Origin of the sequence: Cypionkella sp. TWP1-2-1b2, assembly GCF_049896245.1 — a bacterium.
GTDB lineage: Bacteria > Pseudomonadota > Alphaproteobacteria > Rhodobacterales > Rhodobacteraceae > Cypionkella.
Genome location: NZ_JAFCTX010000021.1, coordinates 35,535 through 61,493, shown reverse-complemented (window position 1 = coordinate 61,493; position 25,959 = coordinate 35,535). Strand labels below are relative to the sequence as shown.

The following is a 25,959-nucleotide window of genomic DNA, read 5'->3' as shown; positions in this document are numbered from 1 at the left end:
CCAGTGTCTAGAGTGATATTGGAGAGCGGTGTCGGGACAGTCATGGTGGGTGTTTTCTAGGGGCAGCCCTCTGGCAAAACAAACCTGTGATTGGGCTTTTGATACCTAACTGGCCCATCTCCTAAGATCTCGGAAAGGGTTGCCACGTACAGGCTGGCAGCCCTTTCTCTTTTCCGCTACGCCCGCTACTTTGAACAGATGTTGTGGATCACCGACACCATTTCGATTGCTGATTGGGAGCTGAGCGAAAGCTTCGTGCGCGCCTCCGGTCCGGGCGGGCAAAACGTCAACAAAGTCTCCACAGCGGTTGAGTTGCGGTTTGAAGCCGAACGATCCCCCGCTCTTGCGGCGAGTGTCAAAGCCCGGTTGAAGAAACTCGCGGGGCGACGCTGGACATTGGAAGGCGCGCTGGTGCTTCAGGTCGAAGATACCCGCAGCCAAGCCCGCAACCGCGAAATTGCCCGCGAACGGCTGGCCGATCTGATCCGCGCCGCGTTGATCGCCCCGAAACGCCGCATCGCCACCAAACCCAGTTATGGCAGCCAGTTGCGCCGCGTTGCCGCGAAAGTGCAGCGTGGTGAGGTTAAGGCCCTACGCGGCAAGCCGGGTGATGAAGAATGACGATTGAAGCCTTGGCTGTCGAGGCCGTAAGCCATTGGAATGGCAGCGTAACGCGCCTGCTGCGCAATCGCGAAAATGCCGTGTTCGAGGTGGCTCTGCCTTCAGGCCGTGCTGCCTTGCGCCTGCATCGCATGGGCTACCAGGACGATGCGGCAATCAGGTCAGAGCTGTGGTGGTGCGCAGCTTTGGCCGCCAAAGGCGTCGCTGTCCCAGCCGCTTTGCCCAACCGTTCAGGCGATTTTCTGGTGAAGCTGTCAAACGGTCGCAATGCGTCAATCATCAACTGGATGCAGGGCGACGCATTTGGCGAGGCAGGTCAGCCCCTGCCTTGCGCCCCCGAACATCGCCTGACGCGCCATCATGCGTTGGGCGACTTGCTCGCCCATGTCCACGCTGCAACCGATAGCCTGACCCTGCCGTCCGATTTCACCCGTCCGCGTTGGGATATTGCTGGCCTTGTCGGTGAAACCCCGTTCTGGGGCCGCTTCTGGGACCATCCCACCGCCACCCCCGCGCAAGCCGAAATTCTGCGCGCCGCACGGGATTTTCTGCGCGCCCAGATCACCGACCATCAGCGCAACGGTGGCGATTTTGGCCCGATCCACGCCGACGTGCTGCGCGAAAACATCCTTGTGAACAACGGTTCGCTTTCGCTGATCGACTTTGACGACTCTGGCTTTGGCTTCCGGCTGTACGATCTTGGAACGGCGCTTAGCCAGAACCTGTATGAGCCGGACTATCCGCAAATCCGCGATGCTTTGGTGGCAGGTTACGGCCAAACCCGTGCCGTCAGCACCAAAATGGTCGAGATTTTCACCTTGGCGCGCACTTGCACCTCGGTCGGCTGGGCGGCTCCACGTCTGGTGCCCAATGATCCGATCCACACATCTCACATCGCGCGTGCGGTGATGTGCGCTAAGCGCGTGATGGCCTAAACCATCACCGCCTGAGCGACCTGTTCGCCAACACCAAACACCCGCTTATACCGCGCAATCTCCTCCGCCGGGCCCATCGCCTTGTTCGGGTTATCGGAAAGCTTTACCGTTGGCCGCCCATTCGCCGCAATCGCCTTGCACACCACGCTGAACGGCGCCAAGCCATCCTCAGGCGCTAAGCCACGGAAATCATTGGTCAGCATCGTGCCCCAGCCGAAGGAAACCTTGACCTGACCCCGGAATTGCTTTTGCAACTCCACAATCTTGTCCACGTCGAGACCGTCGGAGAAAATCACCAGCTTTTGCCGCGGATCTTCGCCGCGATCCTTCCACCACTGAATGGCAATTTCTGCGGCCGTCGCCGGATCGCCACTGTCAATACGGATACCCGTCCAAGACGCCAGCCAATCCGGCGCGCGTTTCAGAAAGCCCTCGGTGCCAAAAGTATCCGGCAAAATGATCCGCAGATTGCCGTCATGTTCCTCCTGCCAATCGGCCAGAACCTGATAGGGCGATTGTGCCAGTTCCGCGTCAGAATTGGCCAGTGCCGCATAGACCATCGGCAATTCATGCGCATTGGTGCCGATCGCCTCCACCTCGCGCCGCATCGCGATCAGGCAATTTGAAGTACCCGCGAACTTGCCTTCCAACCCCTCTTGCATGGCTTGCACCGCCCAATCTTGCCACAGAAAGGAATGTCTGCGCCGCGTGCCGAAATCGGCGATCCGCAAGCCTTCAATCTCGCGCAGTTTGGTGATCTTCTCCCACAGCTTGGTCATCGCGCGGGCATATAGCACCTGCAATTCAAACCGCCCCTGCTTTTCCAGCACCGCGCGGCTGCGCAACTCCATCAGCACCGACAACGCCGGAATTTCCCACAGCATCACCTCGGGCCAACTGCCTTCAAAGGTCAATTCATACTGCCCGTCGCGCTTTTCCAGATGGTAGGCAGGCAGCCGCATGCCCTCGAACCATTCCATGAAGTCTGGCCGGAACATCTGGCGCTTGCCATAAAAGGTATTGCCGCGCAGCCAGGTGCTTTCGCCCCGGGTCAGGCTGAGCGAGCGGACGTGATCCAACTGTTCGCGCAATTCACCTTCATCAACCAATTCGGCTAATCGCACGGATTTGCTGCGGTTGATCAGGCTGAACGTAACCGACGTATCTGGCTTGTTCCGAAAAATAGACTGACACATCAATAGCTTGTAAAAATCGGTGTCAATCAGCGAGCGGACGATCGGGTCGATCTTCCACTTGTGGTTCCAGACGCGTGCGGCGATGTCGACCATGACGGCCCTCCCTTTGCCTTACTGTCTAAGGCATGAACGGGGGAAAGGTCAAAACGATCCCGCGCGGCGGCGGTGCGTTGCAGCAAAGCATAAAGCTCGGCGCGGATCAAAGGCTTGGTCAAAACTGCATCCATGCCGGCTGCAAGGCACAAGGCCGCCTCCTCAGCCGAGGCATAGGCGGTCAGTGCCACAATCGGACAGCGCGGCAAATCCGCTTCGGCCTCAAACCGCCGGATCTCGCGGGTGGCAGTTTGACCGTCCATTTCGGGCATCGAGACATCCATCAACACAAGGTCCGGCTGCGCACGGCAATAGGCCGCCACCGCCTGCTTGCCATTTTCGGCCTCATCAATCGACGCGACACAGCGTTCCAACAATTTGCGCGTCACCAACATATTGGTGCGATTGTCTTCGGCCACCAGCAGGCGCAAATTTGTCAGCGGTGCCACAGTAAGCACGGACCGTGTCACAGGATTTTGCGCCGCGCGCGGCAAACGCAGAATCAGCGTAAAGACCGACCCCACGCCCAGTTCAGACGCCACCTCAATATCGCCACCCATCTGCTGCGCCAGCAAACGTGAGATCGTCAGGCCAAGACCCGTGCCGCCAAATTGCCGCGAGATCGTGGTGTCGGCTTGGGTAAAGCTGTCAAACACATGCCCGATGCGGTCGGCTGCAATGCCAATGCCGCTGTCTGTGATCGCGATACGGATTTGGTCCAGTTTGCCATCAGCAACACTCTGCACCGATACAGTCACGCAGCCCGTCGCGGTAAACTTCACGGCATTTCCCAGTAGATTCAACAGAATTTGACGCAGCCTTCCAGAATCTCCCAAATGCAAATGGTCTGCTGATGGCAGATCTGCTTGCAGCAAGATCGCCTTTTTCATCGCGGTTGGACGCAGAAGATCCAAAGCGCGTGCCACCGCCTCGTTGATGGAAAACGGCTCGACCAGCAGATCAAACTTGCCAGCCTGAAGCTTGGACAGATCGAGCACGTCGTTGATGATGGTCAGCAGCGCCCGACTGGAATCGACAATCGTGCTGACATATTGTCGCTGCACCGGGTCAAGTGGGGTTTCCTCCAACAGTTCTGCTACACCAATCACGCCATTCATCGGCGTGCGAATCTCATGGCTCATCGTGGCAAGGAATTGGGATTTGACCTGCGCTGCCGCTTCAGCTGCATTTCGGGCGAGGGCAAGCTCTGCGGCATGAGCTTTGGCTTGGGTGATATCCCGTTCAACCGCGATATAAACGCTGGGCTTGCCATCGGGGCCAAGCACGGGAGACATCGCGACTTCGACCCAGATCACCCGACCGGATTTGGTGCGGTTTTGAATTTCCAATCGCACCGGCCTGACATTTTCGCGCGCCGCTAACAGTGCGTCCAAGGCGGCAAGGCTGGTTTCTTCGGTGTTCAGCAGATCGCCCGGTTGCTGACCGACGGCCTCGTCAAAGCTATAGCCGGTGATGCGGCTAAAGCCTTCATTCACCCATTCGATGCGACCATCTGGCGCGGTGAACACAATAGAATCAGTGGCATGTTTGGCCACAAGCGCAAGACGCTCGGCCTTGTGGGCAGCATCGGCTGCGGCAATCCGCGCGCTGTCCAGAGCCAGGCTTTCTTGCAACAGCGCCTGTTCAAACCGCAAACGCTCGGTTTGGCCACGCTCCACCGCGCGGATGAACAAGGTGGCTGTATAGGCCATGATCAGCACGGAAATGAACAAAAACCACGATTCTGCGCGCAGTTGATACGCATCCGATCGCATGTCTGACAGCAGCATGGCCAGACAGGTTGCCGCGTAAACCATCAGGCGCAGCGCGGTGCCGAGGGCAAAGTGTCGTCGCACCAGCCCGGCATTGATCGCCGCTGACATCAGGAAAGCCGCTGCGAAAAATCGAGCACCTTGCAGCGGAATAAGCCGCCAGCAGATCATCACACAAGCGGCAATGGTCAGGGCCTGCAGCGTGCCGGAAACTGCCGCCCATATCCGGGCAGCCCTCGGCACATCTGCCCCGGCAAAGCGACGCGAGATATAGAAAAGCCCTGCACAATCAATCGCTTCTCCGACCAAAGCAAGGCCGCCCGCCAAGGCACCAAGCCAAAATGACGAAAGCGCCGCAATGCTAAATGCGCCGATCAGCGTCATCGTCTGCCGCATCAGAAAGCCGCGCGCGCGGCCCCGCGCATAGCGCAGAAACAGCCCATCCTTGCTGTTACGGGCCAGAAACAGGCCGATTTCACTGCTGATAGTTGAGTCCATTCCCTGCGGCCTTTTGCCTTTCGTACCCCAAGGCTAACCCGCAAGTGTTAACGTCAGATGAGCATCAGCCGACCCAATGCACGCCCGCAGCCAGACATTTCGCCTTTGCCTTGGCCAGCGCGCCGTTCAGGTCAATCGCGCGGCAGGCACTTTCCAGCAAGGTGACCGAAAACCCAAGTCTTGCCGCATCCAGTGCCGAATAGGCTACGCAGAAATCCGTGGCCAACCCGACCAGAGTCAGCACCTTAATCCCACGCGCGCGCAGATAACCCTCCAGCCCAGTGGCGGTGCTGTGATCATTCTCAAAAAACGCCGAATAGCTGTCGATGCCAGAGCGAAAACCTTTGCGCATAATCAGTTGCGCGGGGTTTACCTGCAAATCTGCATGAAATTCTGCCCCCGCAGAGCCCTGCACGCAATGCACCGGCCACAAAACTTGCGGGCCATAGGGCATCTGGATCAGCGAAAAAGCCTCCGCCCCCGGATGGTTGGCCGCGAAAGAGGAATGATCCGCCGGATGCCAATCTTGCGTCAGCACCACGCAGTCAAATTCCGCCATCAAAGCGTTCACTTGCGGGATAATAGCATCGCCGCCCGCCACCGCCAAAGCGCCACCGGGGCAGAAATCGTTCTGGATGTCGATCACGATCAGGGCTTCATCGGCGGCGCGCATCGGGATCTCCTGTTCCGGTTGCTCAAGGGGTAAGCGGCGGCTCTCGCCCGGTCAACCCAAAGCCGTCCGGCTAAAGATATTGCCCTGCGCCGTGCTTAGGCGTAAATCGCAGCCATGCTGACCGTTGCCGCGCTCTATCACTTCACCCGCTTCCCCGACCCCGCCGCTTTGCAGGGGCCGATACTGGATGTTTGCGTCGCAGAAGGGGTGAAGGGGTCACTTCTGATCGCGCAGGAAGGCATCAATGGCACCATCGCGGGGCCTGCGTCCGCGATCGCCGCCGTTCTCGCCCATCTGCGCAGCCTGCCGGGCTGTGCGGCGCTGGAACACAAGGAAAGCTACACCACCGAAATGCCGTTTGGCCGCATGAAGGTGAAGCTGAAGCGCGAGATTGTCACCATGGGCCAGCCAGATGTCGATCCGGTGGCGCGGGTGGGGTCTTATGTCTCGCCTCACGATTGGAACGCGCTGATCTCCTCGCCCGATGTGGCGCTGATTGATACCCGCAACGACTACGAGGTTGGCATCGGCAGCTTTCAGGGCGCGGTTGACCCTGACATCCGCACCTTCCGGGATTTCCCGAAATGGTGGGAAGACCACAAAGACGAATACCGTGGCAAGCGCGTTGCGATGTTCTGCACCGGTGGAATTCGCTGCGAGAAATCAACGAACTACCTGCTGGGGCAGGGAGTTGATGAGGTATTCCACCTGAAGGGTGGCATCCTGAAATACCTCGAAGACGTGCCCGCCGAGGCTTCGATGTGGAACGGCGAGTGCTATGTGTTTGATGGCCGCGTTTCGGTTGGGCATGGGCTGATCCCCGGCGATTACGACAGTTGCCACGCCTGCCGTTGCCCGATCAGCGCCGCCGACAAACAGCGCCCGGAATACGAGCGCGGGGCCCGCTGCCACCATTGCGCGGGCGAATATTCCGAAGCCGACCGCAACCGCTTCCGCGAACGTCAGCGCCAGTTCGATTTGGCCGCAGCGCGGGGCGAGAAGCACTTTTCAGACTAGCGCTGCGGGGCAGGAATTGCCTAACCGTGTTCGGGAAACCGCCAATTTTCCGCTTCGGCTGCAATCTCTGCCGCCGTCAGCTTCAACCGTCCGACATGCGCCTCCAACGCCCGCACACTGCTGCGCGTCGTGGTCGAGGTGACTGAAACCGCGCCGATCATCCGACCCGAGCGTGCCAGAATCGGGGCGGCCACGCAGATGATGCCCGCCTCATGCTCCTCCTTGTCATAAGCATAGCCGCGCGCCCGAATCGCCGCCAGTTCAGCCAGCAGCGCGGGGCTGTTCAAGGTTTGCGCGGTGAAACGGTGAAAGCTTTGCCGTGCCAAGGCGGCGGTCAGCGCGGCCTCGGGCATGAACGCCAGCATCGCCTTGCCGACTCCGGTGCAGTAGGCCGGCCCGACCTTGCCCGCCTGCGAAAACATCTCGACAGGCCGCGCCGCATTGCGTTTGTCGACATACAGCACCTGACCCTGATCCATCTGCGCCAGATGCACCGTCTCGCCGGTCACTCCCGCCAATTCATCCAACGCCCGCCGTGCCAACGGGGCCAGCGAGCTTTGTGCCCAAGCCCCATGCGCCAACCTGACCAGCCGCAGGCCCAGGCTATAGCTGCCACGGTCTTCATCATAGGCGAGCATGCCCTGATGCGTCAGGGTTTGCAGCAGGCGATACAGCGTCGCTTTTGGATAGCCGCCGCGCGCCAGCAGATCGCTGAACCGCACCGGGGCAAGCGCGGCCACCGTCTCCAGCACGTCCAGCGCCTTGCCGACCGTGCCATCTTGCTGATTATCGCGCATGATCCCTCGCAGGAATTGACAGGCCGTAGGGTAAATCGCATAATTCCCACTATGCAAGACTTAGTTTCAAATAATGGAACCACAATGACACCCGATTGGATCGCCCCCGACTGGATTGCTGTCGACTGGGGCACCTCAAACCTGCGGGCTTGGGCGATGGGGGCACAGGGCGTACTGGCTTCGGGCGGTTCAGACGAGGGCATGGGCAAACTGGCGCAGGCCGAGTTTGAACCTGCTCTGCTGCGGGTCATCGCGTCTTGGTTGGGCGCAGAGGCGACGCCGGTGATTGCCTGTGGCATGGTCGGCGCGCGGCAAGGCTGGATGGAAGCGCCCTATCGTCGGGTCCCTTGCGCTCCGGTGGCCTCGGGTGAGTTGATGGCGGTGCCGACCGATGATCCGCGCTTGCAGATGATGATCGCGCCCGGTCTGTCGCAGGCCAAGCCCGCCGATGTGATGCGTGGCGAAGAAACCCAAATCGCAGGGGCTTTGGCACTGCTGCCGGGGTTTGACGGCGTGTTCTGCCTGCCCGGCACCCATTCAAAATGGGTGCATGTCTCGGCGGGCGAGGTGGTATCATTCCAGACCTTCATGACCGGAGAAATGTTCGCGCTGCTGTCGCAACAGTCGGTGTTGCGGCATGGCATGGGCGGCGAGGGCAGCGATGAAGATGCCTTTACCCAAGGTCTGACCGACGCGATGCAGCGGCCCGAAAAGATTTCCGCACGCCTGTTCACATTGCGCGCCGAGGGACTGCTGAATGGTCTTTCGCCTGCTTCTGCCCGCTCGCGATTGTCGGGTCTGCTGATCGGATTGGAACTCGCCGCCGCCAAACCCTATTGGCTGGGTCAGCGCATTGCCCTGATCGGGGCCGAAGCGCTGTCCGCCCGCTACGCCTCTGCGCTGACGGCGCAAGGGGCTGCCTCCGAATCCCTAGATGCCACCGCCTGCACCCTCGCAGGCCTCGCCGCCGCGCGCGGTATTTTGCAGAAAGCCAAGCCATGACTCGCCCTCTGATCGCCATTCTGCGCGGAATCACCCCGGCCGAGGCCGTGCCTGTGGCCGAGGCGCTGATCGCCGCAGGCATCACCCGCATTGAGGTGCCGCTGAACTCGCCTAATCCGCTGGACTCGATTGCGGCGATGGTTAAAGCCTTCGAATCTCAAGCAGAAATCGGTGCGGGTACGGTGCTGAGCGTCAAGGATGTGGCCGCCGTCGCCGCTGCCGGAGGTCGTCTGATCGTCTCGCCCAACTGCAATCCAGATGTGATCCGTGCCAGCAAAGCCGCGGGCATGGCCAGTTGGCCGGGGGTGATGACGCCCACCGAATGTTTTGCGGCTTTGGCAGCAGGGGCGGATGGGCTAAAGATTTTTCCGGCCAATCTGATCGGCCCTGAAGGTCTGAAAGCCATCCGCGCCGTATTGCCGAAAACGTGCGAGGTCTACGCCGTGGGTGGGGCCGGAGCCTCGAACTTCGGCGAATGGATCAAAGCGGGGGCAAGCGGTTTTGGCATCGGCACGGCACTTTACACGCCGGGTCTGTCGATTGCCGAAGTTGCCGCAAAAGCCCGCGCGATTGTCAAAGCATACGATGAGGCCAGCGCATGATTTTCGATCCACGCCTCTGTGAACTTGGCGAAGGCCCGCTCTGGCACCCCATTCGTGAACAAATGTTCTGGTTTGATATCAACAACCAAAAACTGCTGTCGCAAGACCGCGACGGTCCGCGTGAATGGCGGTTTCCCGAGATCGTCTCAGCGGCTGGTTGGGTCTCAGAAGATGTTCTGCTGATCGCTGGAGAACGCGATCTGTTCCTGTTTGATCTGGAAACCGAGGAAGTTGAAACCCTCTGCTTACTAGAACAAGACAAGCCGAAAAACCGCCCCAACGATGGTCGCACCGATCCACAGGGCGGCTTCTGGATTGGCACGATGGCGAAGGATGAGGCGGTAGGTGCGGGCGCGATCTACCGCTATTATCGCGGCGAATTGCGCAAGCTTTACAGTGATATAACCGTTCCAAACGCCATCTGCTTCCCGCCCGGCGGCACTTTCGCCCACTTCACCGATACCGTCAGCCATAAGGTGATGAAGGTCGCTCTGGATGCAGATGGCTGGCCAAATGCCGCGCCTGAGGTGTTTCTCGACCTGACAGCCGAGGGCCTCTACCCTGACGGCGCTGTGATTGATGCGGCAGGTGTGATGTGGCTGGCGCAATGGGGCGCATCGCGCGTCGCTGCCTATGATGCTGACGGCACGTTCCTGCGGTTCATTCCCGTCGATGCTCCGCAAGCCACTTGCCCCGCTTTCGCTGGTCCCCAGCTGAGCACCCTGATTGTCACCTCGGCGCGTCAGAATCTCGATGCGGAAGCCCTGCGCATCTCGCCAAATTCTGGCGCGACCTTTGTGATTGAAGGCGTCGCCAAGGGTCAACATGAACATCAGGTCATAATTTAGTGAATTAAAAGTCATAATATGAAATGCATCCTTGGCGTTTGCTAAGACCCCGAGCATTAACTCGAATCCGAATGGGCTGAGGATGCTGCGTGGATGGCGAAGCCGGGCCTGACTTGGGCCGGATCGTCAGATTTGCTTGGGCGCGGACAGAACCCACTCCGGGCCGGTACGATTGGGGCTGACTGGACCGCACCATTGAAGCCTTGGACAATGCGCGCCTGCAAATCGAGATCATCCGCCGCCACTTGGTTGTTCGCATCGTCCGCAGTTACATCGGCCAAATTACTGATTTATATCACTTTGCTGCAGGTACAGACCACGAAATCGCCGCATGGTATTCCTACCCGCTGGGCCTTCTGTCTGACCGCGTGCCTTCCACCAATGAAAACCGTCTGCGCTTCGTGCGCCAAGGCGAGTCCGATTTCCAAGCCTTCCATCATCAGCTTTAACGTGCCACTGGCCGAGGCCACTGGTGGATGATCGAGCAGCAACCCGGCCCAGTGAATTGGGCGGCGTGGAACCCCGATCCGCTGCCCGGCACGGCCCGGATTTGGGCGTGGCAGGCCTTCGCGCATGGACCCAAGCTACCTGCTATTTCCGCTGGCGTCTGGCCCCCTTCGCGCAGGGACAGATGCATGCAGAGCTGTTGCGCCCCGATAGCATCGCCGCCCCGGCGCATGACGAAGCCGCGCAAGTCATCGCCGAACGTATTGAAATGCCAGAGGTTTCTATCGCCTGCGCCGAGGCGGCACTGGTGTTCGAGGACGCTTCGGCTTGGGCATGCAAGGCGCAGCCGCAAAGCCGTGATTGCAGCTATTTCCACCGTGCATTTGAAACCTGCCGCGCTCTGCGCCGTTTAAGCCTGAACCGTGACATCATCCCGGCCGATTGTGCCGATCTTTCCGCTTATAAACTGGTGCTCGCCCCCGGTGTCTTTGCCGCGCAATCTGCCCGGCATGACGGCTACCGTCGCCCGCGTCGAAATCCTGTCGCCAAGCCTGACCGCGGCTTTAACAAACAGCCGTCACTTCCTGCATTGGCGCGCGAAGATTGACACCACGGATGAGGTGATTGAAACGACTGCCGACTGCTGATCCGCGCTGGCGGCATTCACGACCTCGCAGTCTGGATGGACGACACCGGCTCGGCCCACATCCTGACTGCGCTGTGCCATAAGGCCGGGATAGCGACCGATCCACAGCCCGAAGGCATGCGCCGCCGCGATACTGAAACGCATCGTTTCTTGTTCAATTACAACGCGTTCACTGTTGAATGGGGTGGCCGAAATAATCCCGCTGCGGGCGTATCTTGGCAAGAAATTTAACATAAAGAAGGGCGAAACCCACCCGGTCTCGGCCTATAAATTACGAACAATTAGATTAAAAACTGCTTTCACATTGGCGCAAATATCCCACAGGGGTCCGGGGGTGTGAAACCCCCGGCGACGTTCATGCAGCCCGCACCGTTTCAAGTCCGCACGGATACCCGCCCCTCCACCGTCAGAAATGCAAACCCATTCGGCCCCAGTGCCAACTGCACATCATCCAACACCGCATCCTGCGACGGTCCCTCCAGCCCAAGCGCGCCCTCGACAGCAACCGTAACCGCATCCGGCGACAGGTTGAAAACGCACAGCACCGCATCGCCACGGGTAAAGGCCAAAATCGGCTCGGGCAGATGGAAAAACTGCGTGGCCCCCGTCACCAAGGCATCCGACGCTTTCCGATAGGCCAGCATCGCGCGGTAGGTTTCCAGCACCGACCCCGGCACCCCCAACTGCGACGCCACATTCCGTGCCAGTTGCGGTGCTTTCACCGGAAGCCACGGCCTACCCGTCGAAAACCCACCGTTGAGTGACGCATCCCAGACCATCGGTGTGCGGGTATTGTCGCGCCCCACAGGCTCCGGCCAAAAGTTGATGCCCTGCGGATCGGTCAATTCCTCGAACACCAGTTCAGTATCAGTCTGCCCAATCTCCTCGCCTTCCCAGAGGCAAATCGACCCCTGAAAGGATAGCAACAACGCCCCCGCCTGCCGCGCCAAAGCGTCCTGCGATACGCCATGTTTCGCCCAACGCGAAGCCTGCCGCACCACGTCGTGATTGGAAAACGCCCACATCGGCCAGCCATTCGGCGCGCCGGTGAAGAACTCCTCAATCTTGCCGCGAAAGAACGCAGCCGAATAATCGTAGCCCATCATTTCAAACGAATAGCACTGATGCAGCCGCCCTGGTGCTGTGTATTCGCCCATCATCCGAATGGCGTGATGCGCCTCGCCCATCTCGCCCACCGTGGCGCGATCCACATAGTCGTCCATCACCCGGCGTATACGTTCCATCCAAGCCAAATTCTCCGGCTGACCCTTTGAGAACAAATGATATTGCATCTCATACGGGTTGCCATCGGCCTTGGTTTTCACCCGGTAATCGGCGGCATCATTGCGGAACAGCGCATCTTTGAAAAAGTAATTCACCGTATCAAAGCGGAAGCCATCCACCCCGCGATCCAGCCAGAACCGCAGCACAGATTCCATATATTCCACCACCGCCGGATTGCGGTAATTGAAATCTGGCTGCTGCGGCAAAAACGAGTGCATGTAATACTGCTTGCGCCGCGCATCCCAGGTAAACGCGGGCCCGCCGAACACCGACAGCCAGTTGCAGGGCGGCGTGCCATCCGGGCGTGGATCGACCCAGATATACCAGTCCGATTTGTCATTCTCGCGGCTCTTGCGGCTTTGCGCAAAGAACGGATGCTTATCAGAGGAATGGTTCAGCACCTGATCAATGATCACCTTCAGACCCAGATCATGCGCCCGCGCCACCAGCGCATCAAAATCCGCCAGCGTGCCAAACACCGGGTCAACATCGGTATAGTTGGACACATCATAACCCATATCCAGCATCGGCGAGGTGAAAAACGGCGACAGCCACACCGCATCACAGCCGAGACCCGCGATATGATCCAGACGCCGCGTGATGCCGTTCAGATCGCCGATCCCATCGCCATTGTCATCCTGAAATGACCGGGGATAGACCTGATATGTCACCGAGCCACGCCACCATTCCGCCATTCCTGCCTCCGATAAATGCTGTTTCCCAAAGCCTAAACCGCTTTGAAAGCCTTGCACAGACCGGCCGGGTTTGTGTCCGCACAATTCTGCCATTGACCCTGCAAAGCCATCGGCTAACCGTGACGACCAAGCAGGAGCAGCACGATGATCCAGACCTCCCCTAAATCCAGCATCTTCACGCCGATCCTGATTGCAGGCTGCATGGTGTTGATGCTGAACTTCGCCATCCGCGCCAGTTTCGGGGTGTTCCAAATTCCGATCGCCGCCGAATTCAACTGGCCACGGGCCGAGTTTTCCATGGCCATCGCCATCCAAAACCTGGCTTGGGGCGTCGGCCAGCCAATCTTTGGCGCGCTCGCCGAACGCTTCGGCGACCGCCGCGCCATCATTGCGGGGGCAATCCTCTACGCGCTGGGCCTCGTGCTATCAAGCTACGCCGTCACCCCCGGCCAGATGCAACTGCTCGAAATCTTGGTGGGTTTCGGCATCGCAGGCACCGGCTTTGGCGTGATCCTTGCCATCGTGGGCCGCGCTGCCAAACCCGAAAACCGCTCGCTGGCTTTGGGCATCGCCACCGCCGCAGGTTCAGCGGGACAGGTGTTTGGCGCGCCCACAGCGCAAATTCTGCTGCAACACTACCATTGGCAAACCGTCTTCGTGATCTTCGCCGCCGTGATCCTTTGCACTCTGTTCGCGCTGCCCTTCCTGCGCTCGCCCAGCATCGCCACCAAACATGAACTCGACGAGTCCCTTGGCACCGTGCTGAAACGCGCCTTCAAAGACCCATCCTTTACCATGATTTTCGTCGGCTTCTTTTCCTGCGGCTATCAACTGGGCTTTATCACCGCCCATTTCCCTGCCTTCATCACCGAGAAATGCGGCGCGATTGACCCCTCGGGCTTGCTGGCGGATATCGGGATAACCTCAACCTCGATCTTAGGCGCGATTGCGATTTCAGTGATCGGGCTGGCCAACATCGCGGGCAGCATAATGTCGGGTTGGCTCGGCAAACGCTACACCAAGAAATACCTGCTTTCGGGCATCTATGTCGCCCGCACTGTGGCCTCGGCTTTGTTCATCATGCTGCCGATGACCCCCGCGAGCGTCCTGATATTCTCCTTGGTGATGGGCAGCTTGTGGTTGGCAACCGTGCCGCTCACCTCTGGCCTTGTCGCGCATATCTACGGACTGCGGTATATGGGCACGCTCTATGGTGTGGTGTTCTTCTCACATCAAGTCGGCAGCTTTTTGGGTGTCTGGCTGGGTGGCAAACTCTATGATCTGACCGGAGATTACAGCACGGTCTGGTGGATCGGCGTCGGCGTTGGGGCTTTTTCGGCCATCGTGCATCTGCCGATCCGCGAGAAACCTCTGATGGCGCAGCCTGCCTGATCTACGCCTTAAGGAGCTTTCATGCGCCCCGGTATCGCCGCCCTCGTGCTGGCCTATGTGCTCAGCCAGTTCTACCGCGCCTTTCTGGCGGTGCTGTCGCCCGTCTTGGCGGTGGATATCGGGGCCACGGCAGAGAACCTCGCTTCGGCTTCGGGGCTGTGGTTTCTGGCGTTTGCGCTGATGCAGATACCCGTGGGGATGGCGCTGGATCAGGTCGGGCCACGGCTGACCACCGCCGGATCGTTGGCATTGGGCAGCATTGGGGCTGCGGTGTTTGCGATGGCAACCGGGCCGGGGGCGATCAACGTGGCGATGGTGCTGATCGGCATGGGCTGCGCCCCGGTGCTGATGGCGGCCTATTACATCTTCGCCCGCAGCTTTTCGCCCGTGGTGTTTGGCACCTTGGCGGGGGTGGTGATCGGGATTGGGTCACTCGGCAATATCGCGGCCTCGCTGCCTTTGTCGCTGGCGGTCCAGACGATTGGCTGGCGTGGCGCAATGTGGGGCCTAAGCGGGTTGACCTTGCTGACCGCCGCTGCGGTTTGGCTGCTGGTGCGCGACCCCGAACGGGTGATCCACACCAGCAAAGGCTCGCTGCTCGACTTGCTGCGGATGCCTGCATTATGGCCGATCTTGATCATGATGGCGACGTGCTACGCCCCCGCCGCCGGCTTGCGCGGGCTTTGGGCAGGGCCCTATCTGACCGATGTATTCCAAGCCGATGCCGCCCGGATTGGTATGGTGACCTTGATCATGGGGCTGGCGATGGTGGCGGGCAACTTCGCCTACGGCCCGCTGGATCGCCTGCTTGGCAGCCGGAAATGGTTGATCTTTGGCGGCAACGCTTTGGCGGTGGTCTGCCTGCTGGGCCTCTATGCCTTCCCCGCAGCCTCCGGTTTCCTGCCTGTCGCCCTGTTGGCAGGCGTTGGCTTCTTCGGATCATCCTTTCCGATGGTGATGGCGCATGGTCGCGCCTTCCTGCCGCCGCATCTGGTCGGGCGCGGCGTGACCCTGATCAACCTGTTCGGCATCGGCACCACGGGTCTGATGCAAATCGCCACCGGTCATTTGCAAGCCGCCCTGCCGCAAAGCCCGCCCGAGGCCGCTTATGCCGGGCTTTTCCTGTTCTACGCCGGGTTCACCGCCTTTGGCCTGCTGATCTACCTGCGCGCGCAAGATCGCACCGACTGACCGGCTGCGGAATTCCCGCAACAAAGCCTTTCCCCGCACGTCCCCATGCGCTAAGGGGGCACGTCTTTGATGGTCACTGACAGAATTTAGGAGAACCCCGATGGGCTATAAGGTCGTCGTCGCGGGTGCCACGGGTAACGTGGGCCGCGAAATGCTGAACATCCTCGCCGAGCGCGAGTTCCCGATTGACGAGATTGCCGCACTGGCATCGCGCAAATCGCTGGGCACTGAAATCAGCTTTGGCGACAAGACCCTGAAGACCAAGGATCTCGACACGTTCGATTTCACCGGCTGGGACATCGCTTTGTTCGCCGTGGGTTCCGATGCCACCAAAATCTACGCTCCTAAAGCCGCGGCCGCAGGCTGCGTGGTGATCGACAATTCGTCGCTGTACCGCTACGACCCCGCAGTGCCGCTGATCGTGCCAGAAGTGAACGCGGATGCGATTGCGGGCTATAAAAACAAGATGATTATCGCCAACCCGAACTGCTCGACCGCACAAATGGTGGTGGCGCTAAAGCCTTTGCATGACCGCGCCCGCATCAAGCGCGTGGTTGTCAGCACCTATCAATCGGTTTCCGGCGCGGGCAAAGAAGGCATTGACGAGCTTTGGGATCAGACCAAGGGCCTTTACGTCCCCGGACAGGAAGTCCGCCCGTCGAAGTTCACCAAGCAGATCGCCTTCAACGTGATCCCGCATATCGACGTGTTCCTCGACGATGGCTCGACCAAAGAAGAATGGAAGATGGTCGCGGAAACCAAGAAAATCCTCGACAAGAACATCAAGATCACCGCAACCTGTGTGCGGGTTCCGGTGTTTGTCGGCCATTCGGAATCGATCAACATCGAGTTTGAAGACTTCCTCGATGAACACGAAGCCCGCGATATTCTGCGCGAATCCCCCGGTATCATGGTGATTGATAAGCGCGAAGACGGCGGCTACATCACGCCCATCGAATGTGTTGGCGATTACGCCACCTATATTTCGCGCATCCGGCAAGACAGCACGATTGATAACGGCATCAATCTGTGGTGCGTCTCGGACAACCTGCGCAAAGGTGCGGCTTTGAATGCGGTGCAGATCGCGGAATTGCTGGGCAGCCGGTATCTGAAAAAGGGCTGATTTGGCCTGAAATCTGATTGGAAAAGCCCTGCCGATTGGCGGGGCTTTTTTTATGTCCAGCCTGGGGGCATTAACTGATTGCTAAGTCTTAGCGGTTGATCAACATAAAGTAAGACGGCCAGCGGAATCGGCCTCAAACCGCAGCTAAAAAGCGCAACTCCACAACATATTGTGGAAATACCGCTAAAATCGGCCCTAAACCACAAGTCATTCCCAGCGGGGAAGACTATGTATCAGATCAAACACAAACCGATATACGCCTTGCCTATGCCGCGACTCCCGCTTTCAGCCCATCATAAACCGCTTCCTCTGCGGTACGCGGTGCGAGGCAATCGCCGATTTGGGTCACAGCAATGCCCAACTCCTGCAATTCCAAAGCCAGCCCATCCACCGGGATATGGCCAAGGCTGAGCACCAGCGTATCCACTCCAGACACCTCCATCGCCTCGCCGCTGGGGGTGTGTTGCAGATAAACCGTATCCTCGGCTGTGCCAAACAGGCGTGCATAGGGGCGCACGTCAATGCGCAGGCGATGCAGATCGGCGGCCATAGTATCGCGCACGTACAGCGGCAGGCTTTCGCCGGGATGCAAGCCGTTCACCGCCAAGGTCACCTGCGCGCCATCCCGCGCTGCCATCTCGGCAATTCCCGGTGCAATCCAATCACAGCGCCAATCGGCGACGACGACTTTTGCGCCCAGTTTCACCTCGCGCCGCAACACCTGCCACGCGGTGACAATCTGAATATGGCCATCGGTCGGCAGGTCTGGCACATGTGGGCGCGCACCCGTGGCGAGAATAACGGCATCCGGGGCCTCGGCCTGCACCAAAGCCGCCGTCACCATGATCCCCCGCCGCACCTTCACCTGTGCCAGCTCCATCTCACGCGAAAGGTTGGTGATAATCCCGCCAAACTCCGCCCGCTTCGGCAGCAGTTGCGCCAGCAAAGCCTGCCCGCCCAATTGGTTTGCGGCCTCATACACTGTCACATCATGGCCGCGTTTGGCGGCGGTGATCGCAGCTTTCATGCCTGCTGGGCCACCGCCGACCACCATGATTTTCCTGCGTTTTGCAGCGGCTTTCAGGCTGCCATAAGTCAATTCCCGCCCGCTTTCCGGGTACTGAATACAAGAAATCGGCAGGCCGCGATGGAAATGGCCGATGCAAGCCTGATTGCAGGCGATGCAGGCGCGGATATCCTCTACCGCCCCAGCTTCGGCCTTGACGGGCATCTTAGGATCACAAATCAACGCCCGTGTCATGCCGCAAACGTCCGCCTTGCCGCTGGCGATAATCGCCTCGGCTTCCTGCGGTTGATTGATCCGCCCCGCGACAAAAACCGGGATTTTCAACGCCTTGCGGAAGATGCTGGCATCGGCGGCGAAATAGCCCGCCGCAAAGGTCATCGGGGCCGCGATATGCACAGCACCCCCGATGGAGGCAGAGGTTCCGGTGGTGACGTTGACGAAATCCAAGCCGGGTTCGAGGGCTTTACAGGCCGCCAAAGCCTCTTGGATCGTCAGCCCCTCATCATCCCGTTCCCCCGCCGAAATGCGCAGGCCGATGACAAAATCGTCATCCGTCGCGGTGCGGATGGCAGCGAGAACGCGGGTCAGGAAGTGCTGACGTTTGGCATCAGTGCCGCCAAAACCGTCTTCGCGCAGGTTGACGCGGGGGTTCAGAAACTGCGCTGGCAGATAGCCGTGCGAGGCGACAACCTCGACCCCATCAAAGCCCGCTTGGTGCAGGCGTTTGGCAGCCGAGGCATAGCCCGCGATGATTTCCTCAATCATCGCAAGGCTTAACGGGCGCGGCATCACATGAAACCGCTCATTCGGCACGGCAGAGGGGGCATAGGCGACGGCGAGCAAACCATCGGCACTTTCCATAATCTCGCGCCCCGGATGGAACAGTTGGCTTAGGATCGCCGCCCCCTCGGCATGGACGGCTTTCGCGAGTTCGGTATAGCCGGGGATGCAGGCGTCGGTGGTCGCCATCAGCAGATGCGAGGTGTAGCGCGCGGTTTCATGCACGCCCGCGACTTGGGTGATGATCAGCCCCACCCCGCCCTTGGCACGGGCGCGGTGGTAGGCGATCAGCGCCGGATTGACCGTGCCATCGGTCGGCATCGTGGTGTCATGCCCGGTGGACATGATGCGATTTTTCAGGGTAGTGCGGCGCAGGGTCAGCGGGGCGAACAAGTGCGGAAACATGGATTTAGCGGCCTTTGGGTTGCTGGCCTTGGATAGCAGGTAAGTAAAAAAGTGAAAGAAATTTTTACTAACGGCAAAACTTGTTGCGGCTATTGTGCAGCTGCGGCATGGTTTCGCGATGGATGAAGTGAGTGGTCCCACAGGTTTTCTCGGCGAGCGTATCCGTGGATTGCGCAAGCGGCGCGGCCTGACTTTGGCGGAACTGGCCGAGGCGGCTGGATTGTCGCTTGGCTATATCAGCCAGTTGGAGCGGAATTTGGCTTCGCCGTCCATCCCGGCTTTGGTGAATATCGCCAAAGGTTTAGGGGTGACGGTACAGTGGTTTTTTGCGGGCGAAGCGCCGGTGCCGGATGACGAGCGCGGCTATGTGATCCGGCGCGCCAATCGGCTGAGCCTGCGCTATGCGGGCGGCATTGTGGATGAACTTCTGACGCCGAAGCTGAGTTTGCAGGTGGAAATGATCTACAGCCGGATGCCAGCGGGGACGGAAAGCGAGCAGTCTTACACGCATGAGGGCGACGAGGTGGGCTTTGTGCTGCAAGGCCAGTTGGAATTCTGGATCGGCGCGCGGCATTTTCTGCTGCAAGCGGGCGATACTTGCAGCTATTCGTCGGCCGAGCCGCACCGCTATCGCAACCCCGGCCCGGAGGAGGCCGTGGTTTTGTGGGCGATCAGCCCGCCCAGTTTTTAGCGGTATTTTCCAGCGCCGACAGGAACCCCGCGAAAAGTTTGCGCATGGCGGGCTGTTTGTAGGGGAACATCTGCGGGCAGTCCATGTCATGCACGATCATCGCCACATCCACCTCGAACACCAGCAGGCGGCCATCGGGGAGTTCGGCACAATCAATGCCGAAATAATCAAGGCCAATGCGGTCGTAGAGTGTGGCGAAGGCTGTCGCGTGGCGCTGGGCGAAATCTTGGTCGAAACCCGCCATCCAAGCGGCTTCATCAGTGCGGCGGCTTGGGTGGTTGGTCATATCGGCGTTGAGGTAATGCACCATCCAATGCGGTGAGCTGGCCATATGGCTGGGATAGGGCCGCCCCTGGATCAGCACGATGCGCTGTTTGGCGTATAGTCCGTTTGCGCCGCGATAGTCGATGAAGGGGGCGGTGTAGACGTCTGCGGCATCATGGCGGCGCAGCCAGTTGACGAGGTCGGCGCTATTGGAGATCTGCGCCATACCCGCGCCGGCATGGGTGCCGAGGGGACGCAGGATGTATGGGGCGGCGATGGGTGTGGTCATCAGCGTATTGATAAGCGCTGAGCGGGGTAGAGCTTGGGTGGGCGGGGTGTAAACGCCGGGGGCATTTGCCAGCATTTGGGCCACGCCATCACGCGACAGTTTGGCGATTACCGGTATAGAGTGATTGTAGATCGGCGTTGGCCAATCGGCCAGCAAGCCCTGCATGTGGTGCATAATGGCGGCGGTGTCGGGGGATTCGCCGATGGCCATGAAGGCGATGTCATGGGCGGGCAGGTTGCTGAGGCTGAGCATGTCGGTATCGACGAAATGCAGGATCAGCACCGCATCCGAGCCGTGCAGCAGGAAATCCAGCGGCGTATTGGCCATGAAATCGCCTGCCGTCACAAAGGCCAGTATCCGCAGGCCCAAGCCGCTGCCGTGGCTGATCTGGTAGCTTTGCTGCAGCGCAATCGCGTGGCGCTGCATCGTCGCGCCTTCTGCCGCCAAATCACCGCCTTGCAGCATCAGCAGGGTGGCCAGATCCAGCAAAGCGCCCGGATCGACCATGGGGCCCTGCACGCGGGCGACCAGATCGCGTGTGAGGGAGGAGAGGTCAGCCCCGGCATAAGCCTGCCGGACGATGGCGGCATAACCAATGCAGGGCTGCGCCATCATCGGCCAAGCCGCAGGGGGGACAGGGGAAACGAAAGAGGCAAGCTGCATCAACACTCCTTTGCACGCGCCGTTCTGGCGTGGGTAAAGCAGTAAAGCTGATATCTGAAGAAAGCGTTTCCGGGTTTAGAGCGGTTGGGGTTTGATTGGTCGCAGGTCCGATTTCAGCCCAAGTCAAACATCCCCGCTGGGAATGACTTGTGGTATTTGTCGATTTTAGCCAAATTTTCCACAAGATGTTGTGGTCAAAACCGCGCTATACCTTATGTTTTTCTTAATGCAGCAATGCAATGCGCCAGTTCATGCTGCATCTTGTCACGGCTTTGCGCCAGATAAACCCAAAGGCTTTAGCCCTTCATGCCGATGGATTCCGCCAGATCAGTGGCTTCTTCGCAATCGCCACACAGCCCCTGCAGCTTTTTCAAATTCGCCACCGCGGCAACGGTCTGGCCAAGTTCGAGATACATCTCACCTTGATATTCCAATGCGCCGAGATGGCCGGGATTGATCTTCAGCGCCGCCGTGTAGGACACAGCCGCCACCTCCATGTTGCCCAGCTTGCGATTGGCAAAGCCGCGCAGGTTCCAGGCATCGGCGTTTTGCGGTTCTTCGCTGGTGATTTTATCCAACAGCGGCAGCGCGGCGGCATAATCTTCGGCGTCAATCTTGGCTTTGGCTTCGGCATAGGTCGGCGCAGAGTCGGTTTCGCTGCTGTCATCCGAGCTGCCTGCGGCCATTGCCGGGTCCAGCGCCATCGACAGCAGACCGAACAAGCCGATCAAAACATAAGCAAGGATATGAGGCATTTTTGGCTTCTCCCTGTGGCCGCATGCGTGGTGTGCTGGCACGCTAACCGATTCGGTAAATTTGCTGCATCAAGCCTACGTGAGATGGCAAAATTATGCCAAACCTTCAGAAATAAGCACCTGACGGATGGATTTTGCGGTTTTATCGACGATCTCGGTCAGTTCTGCATCGCTGCAGTTATAGGGCGGCGCGAGAATGACGATGTCGCCGCGCGCGCCATCGACGTTTCCGCTGACCGGATAGCAGATCAGGCCGTTGTTCATTGCAGCCGCGCGGATTTTGAGGGCCAGTTTGCGCTCGGCCTCGAACGGGCGTTTGCTGGTGCGGTCGGCCACCAGTTCGGCACAGATGAAATGACCGCGCCCGCGAATGTCGCCGATGGCCTCAACCCCGTGCAGGGCATCGGCGAGCCAGCTTTTCAGGCGGGTCTCATTGGCGGCGACTTTTGCCAATAAGCCTTCGCGCGCGATGATGTTCTGCACTGCAACCCCGGCAGCGCAGGCGGCGGTGTGGCCGGTAAAGGTGTGGCCGGTGCCAAAAGCGCCGTCTTTGTCGCGGATCGCCTGCCAAACTTGCGTGGTGCAGATCGCGGCACCCAGCGGCATGTAGCCAGCGGCCAGACCCTTGGCGACCGACATGATGTCCGGCTCGACCCCGTCACGGTCCAAGGCGCGCCACGGTCCGGTGCGGCCTGCGCCACACATCACCTCATCGGCGATCATCAGCACGCCGTACTTCGTGCAAATCTCACGCACGCGCTGGGCATAGCCGTGAGGGGCGGGCACGCAGCCGCCTGCTGCGCCGACGACGGGTTCAAAGATGAAGGCGGCGATTGTCTCGGGGCCATGGGCGAGGATCGCGGCTTCTAACTCCTGCGCGCAAGCCTCGCCTGCGGACTCAGCCGTGGCCCCGGCGATGGGGCGGTAGGCGTTGGCGGGAGAGAGTTTGATTGAGGCGATGAAGGCCCCCTCGTAGGCGGCGGTGCGTTCGGCAAAGCCCGAGACGCCCAAAGCGCCCAAAGTGTTGCCATGCCACGAGCGTTCGCGGCTGATGAAGCGGCGGCGGGATTTCTGGCCGATGGCGGTTTGATATTGCAGCGCGATTTTCAGGCAGCTTTCGACCGCTTCGGACCCGCCGGTGACATAAACCATTTCGCGCAAAGTGCCGCTGCAATGGCCCCGGATGATCTCGGTCAATTCCTCCAGCGCGTCGGTGCTGAAGTTGTAGCGGTAGCCATGCGCGATCTGGCCCAGTTGGGCTGCGATGGCGGCGTTGACCTCAGGGTGGGCGTGGCCAAGGCAATAGACGGCGGGACCGCCAGAGCCGTCGATATATTGCTTGCCGCTGGCGTCCCACAGATAGCTGCCGCGCCCGTGAGTGACTTTCGGCAGAGCAGTGGTGGCGGTCATGGCATCCGGTTTCAGGGTGGCGGGTTTTGCGGTCATGGCGGGCCTTTTGATTTTGGCCAGCATGGCAGGGCAGGGAATGGCCGACAAGGGGGGCAATCGGTGGGCTGTGGGGGCTTGCCGGATTGGCTGTGCTGGCCCTAACCTGTCGCAACAGCAGGAGGTTTTCATGCGTCATTTTGTTTTTCTGACTTGGGCTTTGGGGAGTGTGGCGGCGGCGCCTGCCTGGGCGGATCAGATCGTTGTGGGCAGCCATATCACGGCGGTCACGGTCTATCCGCAGGGCGCGCAGGTGACGCGCGAGGTGGAGTTTGCAGCGCCTGCGGGGGCGAGTGACGTGTTGATCACCGACCTGCCCGCCGACACGCAGGCCGCGTTGATCCGGTTGCAAGCCGAGGGCGTGGTGTTGGGCGCGTTTTCGCTGCGCACGGATCGGTTGCCGCCACGGGATGCGTCCACCGACCCCGATGTGGTGACAGCGAAAGCGGCGGTCGCGGCGGCGGAAGCCGGGGTGCGCGCGGCCCAAGGTGGCGTGGATGCAATCAGCGCGTCGGTTGAAGCGGCGGACGCGCAAGCCGATTTCCTGCGCCGGGTGAAGCCGGAAGGCGAGGCGGTGACGGTGGAGGGCGTCAAGGCTTTGACGGCGATGATCGGGGCAGAGGTGTTGTCGGCGCGGCAGGCGGCTTTGGCGGCGGCTGTTGGCTTGCCCGCCGCGCAGAAGGCGGTCGCGGATGCGCAGAAGGTTCTGGCCGATGCGCAGGCCAGCCAACAAGCGCTGTCGCAGGGGGCGGTGGACTATACCGGGTTGTCGGTGGCGGTGACGGCGGGTGTGGCGGGGAAGGCGCATCTGGTGGTGACGCATTATGTCTCGGAGGCGAGTTGGCAGCCGGTCTATGACATGATGCTGACCCGGAAAGACCCCAGCCTGATCCTCGCGCGGGGGGTGCTGGTCAGCCAAGCCTCGGGCGAGGATTGGGCGGGGGTCGATCTGACCCTGTCCACCGCCCAGCCTTCGGCGCAGGCAGAGCCGTCAAAGGTTTGGCCAGAGTTGCGGCGGGTGGTGGACCCGGTTGAGATGGCGAAAGCGGCGGCGGATGCGAGTTCGGGTTGGGAGGTTGGAGCGGGTGGGGTTACTGAGCCTGTCATGGAACCCTCGGTGGTGGCCGCGCCGATGATCCAAGGCGATGTGGTGGTTTATCACTACCCCGCCAAGGTCGATGTGGCGGGCGGGGTGGAGAATCTGCGGCTGGCTTTGGATGAGATCAAATTGACCCCGACCATTCAGGCTTGGGCGGTGCCGCGATATGATCAGACCGCCTTTGTGATGGCGAAGTTTGTCAATGACAGCGGTGAGATTTTGCTGCCGGGTCAGGCGTTCCTGCTGCGCGAAGGCGTGCTGGTGGGGGCGACCTCGATGGGGGTGGTGGCACCGGGAAATAAGGCCGAGATTGCCTTCGGGGCGATTGAAGGCTTGCGTCTGACTCGGGAAATGCCGCTGCGGGCCGAGGGGGATCGCGGGATTTTGTCCGGCTCGACGCAAGTGGAGGAGAAGGCGGTGTTGCAGGTGGAGAACTTGACCGATGAAAGCTGGCCGGTGCGGTTGGTGGACCTCGTGCCCTATTCGGAGCAGGAGGAATTGGAGATCAGCTATACCGCCGATCCGGCGCCGAGCGAGGTAGATGTGGACGGCCAGCGCGGGGTGTTGGCTTGGGAGTTTGAACTGGCGGCGGGCGAGAAAAAGGCGGTGCAGTTGGAACATGTGATCAGTTGGCCGGAGGGCAAAGAGTTGCAGTAAGCGGTCCACGCGCAGACCGATTTTTTAGCGAAGGAAAACAAAGGGTTGATGTTCGGCATTAACCCCTTGTTCATGTTTGGCGGGCAGGGAAACGTGTGCAGGTCACATAACCCCGACAGCTTTGCAGCGTGGCGCTGCTTGCGCGCGGGGAGCCTCCGGCAGGAGTATTTGGCAAAGAGCAATCGCTTGGCGGGGGCTTCGGCTGGAGGCGGGGTTGGTGCGCGCTTTGGTTGGGCAGGGATCAGAACAGGTTTGCCGCCCGCGCCTTCAGATCGTCTTGGGCCACGCGGTAGGGGCCGGGGCCGAAGCTGGCGCGGGCGGCCCCTAAGCGGGCGGCGATGGGGAGTGAGGTCAGGCTACCGAGCATCATCACGTTGACGGGGAGGCTGGAGGCTTGGCAGATCTCAGTGATCAGCGCCTCGTCGCCAAGGCCGGGGATGAAGAAGCCGTCGGCCCCGGCCTGCGCATAGGCGGTTTGGCGGGCGAGGGCTTCGGCGACAAGGGCGGCCTGGTTGGTTTGGGTTTTCAGGAACAGATCGGTGCGGGCGTTGATAAACAGGGGGATGCTGGATTGCTCGGCGGCTTGGCGGATGGCTTTGATGCGCTGCACTTGGTCGGCGATCGGGTGGAGGCCTTGGCCGCCAACGATCTGGTCTTCAAAGTTGATACCGATGGCCCCGGCAGCGATGACGCGGGTGACATTGGTCGCAAGTTCGGTGGGGTCGGTGGCATAACCGCCTTCAAAATCGACGCTGACGGGCAGTTCGGTGCTTTCGGTGATGCGGGCGATGATCTGGAGGGCGAAATCAAGCGGGATGGCTTGGCCATCGCCATAGCCTTGTGCTGCGGCAACCGACCAGCTTCCGGTGGCGAGTGCTTGCGCGCCTGCGCTGGCGACGGTTTTGGCGCTGCCTGCATCCCAGATGTTATACAGCACCAGCGGATTGCCGGGGATGTGCAAGGCTTTGAAGCGGCGGGCTTTATCGGCTTGGGACATGGGCTGGCTCCGGCTGGGTGGGGGTGTGGTTGGGGGCAGGATAGTGGGTGGCAT

24 protein-coding genes and 1 pseudogene are annotated in these 25,959 nt (G+C 60.2%); 15 read left to right on the top strand and 10 right to left on the bottom strand.

Annotation, left to right across the window (positions count from 1 at the left end):
- The first annotated feature begins 198 nt into the window (after window positions 1-198).
- Both arfB and ACP7AP_RS14740 read left to right on the top strand, forming a co-directional pair.
- Window positions 199-621, top strand: coding sequence for an alternative ribosome rescue aminoacyl-tRNA hydrolase ArfB (gene arfB, locus ACP7AP_RS14745; protein ID WP_426035058.1), 423 nt, complete (start codon window positions 199-201; stop codon window positions 619-621).
- Window positions 618-1,556: a phosphotransferase enzyme family protein gene (locus tag ACP7AP_RS14740; RefSeq protein WP_426035056.1), complete on the top strand. Its 939-nt coding sequence runs from the start codon at window positions 618-620 to the stop codon at window positions 1,554-1,556. Before arfB ends, ACP7AP_RS14740 begins: the two co-directional genes overlap by 4 nt.
- Here the strand turns inward: ACP7AP_RS14740 and pncB are convergent.
- The 3 genes from pncB to pncA all read right to left on the bottom strand — a co-directional run bounded on the left by pncB (window position 1,553) and on the right by pncA (window position 5,788).
- Window positions 1,553-2,845, bottom strand: coding sequence for a nicotinate phosphoribosyltransferase (gene pncB, locus ACP7AP_RS14735; protein WP_426035054.1), 1,293 nt, complete (start codon window positions 2,843-2,845; stop codon window positions 1,553-1,555). The genes ACP7AP_RS14740 and pncB overlap by 4 nt on opposite strands.
- On the bottom strand, window positions 2,779-5,115 hold the full coding sequence (locus ACP7AP_RS14730; protein ID WP_426035052.1) for an ATP-binding protein: 2,337 nt from the start codon (window positions 5,113-5,115) through the stop codon (window positions 2,779-2,781). Before ACP7AP_RS14730 ends, pncB begins: the two co-directional genes overlap by 67 nt.
- A gap of 64 nt (window positions 5,116-5,179) precedes the next feature.
- Window positions 5,180-5,788, bottom strand: coding sequence for a bifunctional nicotinamidase/pyrazinamidase (gene pncA / locus ACP7AP_RS14725; protein ID WP_426035050.1), 609 nt, complete (start codon window positions 5,786-5,788; stop codon window positions 5,180-5,182).
- Between the two features lie 114 nt (window positions 5,789-5,902).
- Here pncA and ACP7AP_RS14720 point away from each other — a divergent pair, with 114 nt between their 5' ends.
- Window positions 5,903-6,805 carry a rhodanese-related sulfurtransferase gene (locus ACP7AP_RS14720; protein WP_426035048.1) on the top strand — a complete coding sequence of 301 codons (903 nt, stop codon included), beginning with the start codon at window positions 5,903-5,905 and terminating at the stop codon, window positions 6,803-6,805.
- Window positions 6,806-6,825: 20 nt separating this feature from the next.
- Here ACP7AP_RS14720 and ACP7AP_RS14715 read toward each other — a convergent pair whose 3' ends face one another.
- Window positions 6,826-7,602, bottom strand: coding sequence for an IclR family transcriptional regulator (locus ACP7AP_RS14715; protein ID WP_426035046.1), 777 nt, complete (start codon window positions 7,600-7,602; stop codon window positions 6,826-6,828).
- 84 nt (window positions 7,603-7,686) lie between these two features.
- Between ACP7AP_RS14715 and ACP7AP_RS14710 the strand changes: the two genes are divergently transcribed.
- The 7 genes and pseudogenes from ACP7AP_RS14710 to ACP7AP_RS14680 all read left to right on the top strand — a co-directional run bounded on the left by ACP7AP_RS14710 (window position 7,687) and on the right by ACP7AP_RS14680 (window position 11,378).
- Complete coding sequence (locus ACP7AP_RS14710) at window positions 7,687-8,604, top strand: 2-dehydro-3-deoxygalactonokinase (protein WP_426035044.1); 918 nt, start codon at window positions 7,687-7,689, stop codon at window positions 8,602-8,604.
- Window positions 8,601-9,206, top strand: a complete 606-nt coding sequence (locus ACP7AP_RS14705; RefSeq protein WP_426035042.1) for a 2-dehydro-3-deoxy-6-phosphogalactonate aldolase — start codon at window positions 8,601-8,603, stop codon at window positions 9,204-9,206. The genes ACP7AP_RS14710 and ACP7AP_RS14705 overlap by 4 nt, the downstream gene beginning before the upstream one ends.
- On the top strand, window positions 9,203-10,054 hold the full coding sequence (locus tag ACP7AP_RS14700) for an SMP-30/gluconolactonase/LRE family protein (protein ID WP_426035040.1): 852 nt from the start codon (window positions 9,203-9,205) through the stop codon (window positions 10,052-10,054). The genes ACP7AP_RS14705 and ACP7AP_RS14700 overlap by 4 nt, the downstream gene beginning before the upstream one ends.
- 203 nt (window positions 10,055-10,257) lie before the next feature.
- Window positions 10,258-10,503 carry a hypothetical protein gene (locus ACP7AP_RS14695; protein ID WP_426035038.1) on the top strand — a complete coding sequence of 82 codons (246 nt, stop codon included), beginning with the start codon at window positions 10,258-10,260 and terminating at the stop codon, window positions 10,501-10,503.
- A 27-nt stretch (window positions 10,504-10,530) separates the two neighbouring features.
- A pseudogene (locus tag ACP7AP_RS14690) lies at window positions 10,531-10,575 on the top strand (hypothetical protein); the annotation flags it as partial.
- A 35-nt stretch (window positions 10,576-10,610) separates the two neighbouring features.
- Window positions 10,611-11,108, top strand: coding sequence for a beta-galactosidase trimerization domain-containing protein (locus ACP7AP_RS14685; protein ID WP_426035036.1), 498 nt, complete (start codon window positions 10,611-10,613; stop codon window positions 11,106-11,108).
- A 75-nt stretch (window positions 11,109-11,183) separates the two neighbouring features.
- Complete coding sequence (locus ACP7AP_RS14680; protein WP_426035034.1) at window positions 11,184-11,378, top strand: hypothetical protein; 195 nt, start codon at window positions 11,184-11,186, stop codon at window positions 11,376-11,378.
- Window positions 11,379-11,521: 143 nt separating this feature from the next.
- On the opposite strand, the gene ACP7AP_RS14675 is transcribed toward ACP7AP_RS14680, so the two are convergent.
- The gene (locus ACP7AP_RS14675) at window positions 11,522-13,126 is read right to left on the bottom strand and encodes an alpha-glucosidase (RefSeq protein WP_426035032.1); all 1,605 of its coding nucleotides are present in this window, start codon (window positions 13,124-13,126) and stop codon (window positions 11,522-11,524) included.
- 144 nt (window positions 13,127-13,270) lie between these two features.
- Here ACP7AP_RS14675 and ACP7AP_RS14670 point away from each other — a divergent pair, with 144 nt between their 5' ends.
- The 3 genes from ACP7AP_RS14670 (at window position 13,271) to ACP7AP_RS14660 (ending at window position 16,832) form a co-directional block, all read left to right on the top strand.
- Window positions 13,271-14,518: an MFS transporter gene (locus ACP7AP_RS14670; protein WP_426035030.1), complete on the top strand. Its 1,248-nt coding sequence runs from the start codon at window positions 13,271-13,273 to the stop codon at window positions 14,516-14,518.
- 21 nt (window positions 14,519-14,539) lie between these two features.
- Window positions 14,540-15,709 carry an MFS transporter gene (locus ACP7AP_RS14665; RefSeq protein WP_426035028.1) on the top strand — a complete coding sequence of 390 codons (1,170 nt, stop codon included), beginning with the start codon at window positions 14,540-14,542 and terminating at the stop codon, window positions 15,707-15,709.
- Window positions 15,710-15,809: 100 nt separating this feature from the next.
- Entirely contained in the window at window positions 15,810-16,832 is a 1,023-nt protein-coding gene (locus ACP7AP_RS14660; protein ID WP_426035026.1) for an aspartate-semialdehyde dehydrogenase, read from the top strand.
- A gap of 265 nt (window positions 16,833-17,097) precedes the next feature.
- Here ACP7AP_RS14660 and ACP7AP_RS14655 read toward each other — a convergent pair whose 3' ends face one another.
- Complete coding sequence (locus ACP7AP_RS14655; RefSeq protein ID WP_426035024.1) at window positions 17,098-19,044, bottom strand: FAD-dependent oxidoreductase; 1,947 nt, start codon at window positions 19,042-19,044, stop codon at window positions 17,098-17,100.
- 118 nt (window positions 19,045-19,162) lie between these two features.
- Between ACP7AP_RS14655 and ACP7AP_RS14650 the strand changes: the two genes are divergently transcribed.
- Entirely contained in the window at window positions 19,163-19,735 is a 573-nt protein-coding gene (locus tag ACP7AP_RS14650) for a helix-turn-helix domain-containing protein (RefSeq protein ID WP_426035022.1), read from the top strand.
- Here the strand turns inward: ACP7AP_RS14650 and ACP7AP_RS14645 are convergent.
- The 3 genes from ACP7AP_RS14645 to ACP7AP_RS14635 all read right to left on the bottom strand — a co-directional run bounded on the left by ACP7AP_RS14645 (window position 19,716) and on the right by ACP7AP_RS14635 (window position 23,152).
- Window positions 19,716-20,951: an ATP-grasp domain-containing protein gene (locus ACP7AP_RS14645; RefSeq protein ID WP_426035020.1), complete on the bottom strand. Its 1,236-nt coding sequence runs from the start codon at window positions 20,949-20,951 to the stop codon at window positions 19,716-19,718. The two genes, ACP7AP_RS14650 and ACP7AP_RS14645, sit on opposite strands and share 20 nt — an antisense overlap.
- A gap of 296 nt (window positions 20,952-21,247) precedes the next feature.
- On the bottom strand, window positions 21,248-21,706 hold the full coding sequence (locus ACP7AP_RS14640; RefSeq protein ID WP_426035018.1) for a tetratricopeptide repeat protein: 459 nt from the start codon (window positions 21,704-21,706) through the stop codon (window positions 21,248-21,250).
- A gap of 93 nt (window positions 21,707-21,799) precedes the next feature.
- Window positions 21,800-23,152 carry an aspartate aminotransferase family protein gene (locus tag ACP7AP_RS14635; RefSeq protein WP_426035016.1) on the bottom strand — a complete coding sequence of 451 codons (1,353 nt, stop codon included), beginning with the start codon at window positions 23,150-23,152 and terminating at the stop codon, window positions 21,800-21,802.
- 130 nt (window positions 23,153-23,282) lie between these two features.
- On the opposite strand from ACP7AP_RS14635, the gene ACP7AP_RS14630 reads away from it, so the two are divergent.
- Window positions 23,283-24,908 carry a DUF4139 domain-containing protein gene (locus ACP7AP_RS14630; protein WP_426035014.1) on the top strand — a complete coding sequence of 542 codons (1,626 nt, stop codon included), beginning with the start codon at window positions 23,283-23,285 and terminating at the stop codon, window positions 24,906-24,908.
- Window positions 24,909-25,149: 241 nt separating this feature from the next.
- On the opposite strand, the gene ACP7AP_RS14625 is transcribed toward ACP7AP_RS14630, so the two are convergent.
- The gene (locus ACP7AP_RS14625) at window positions 25,150-25,905 is read right to left on the bottom strand and encodes an isocitrate lyase/PEP mutase family protein (protein ID WP_426035012.1); all 756 of its coding nucleotides are present in this window, start codon (window positions 25,903-25,905) and stop codon (window positions 25,150-25,152) included.
- Window positions 25,906-25,959: the final 54 nt, after the last annotated feature.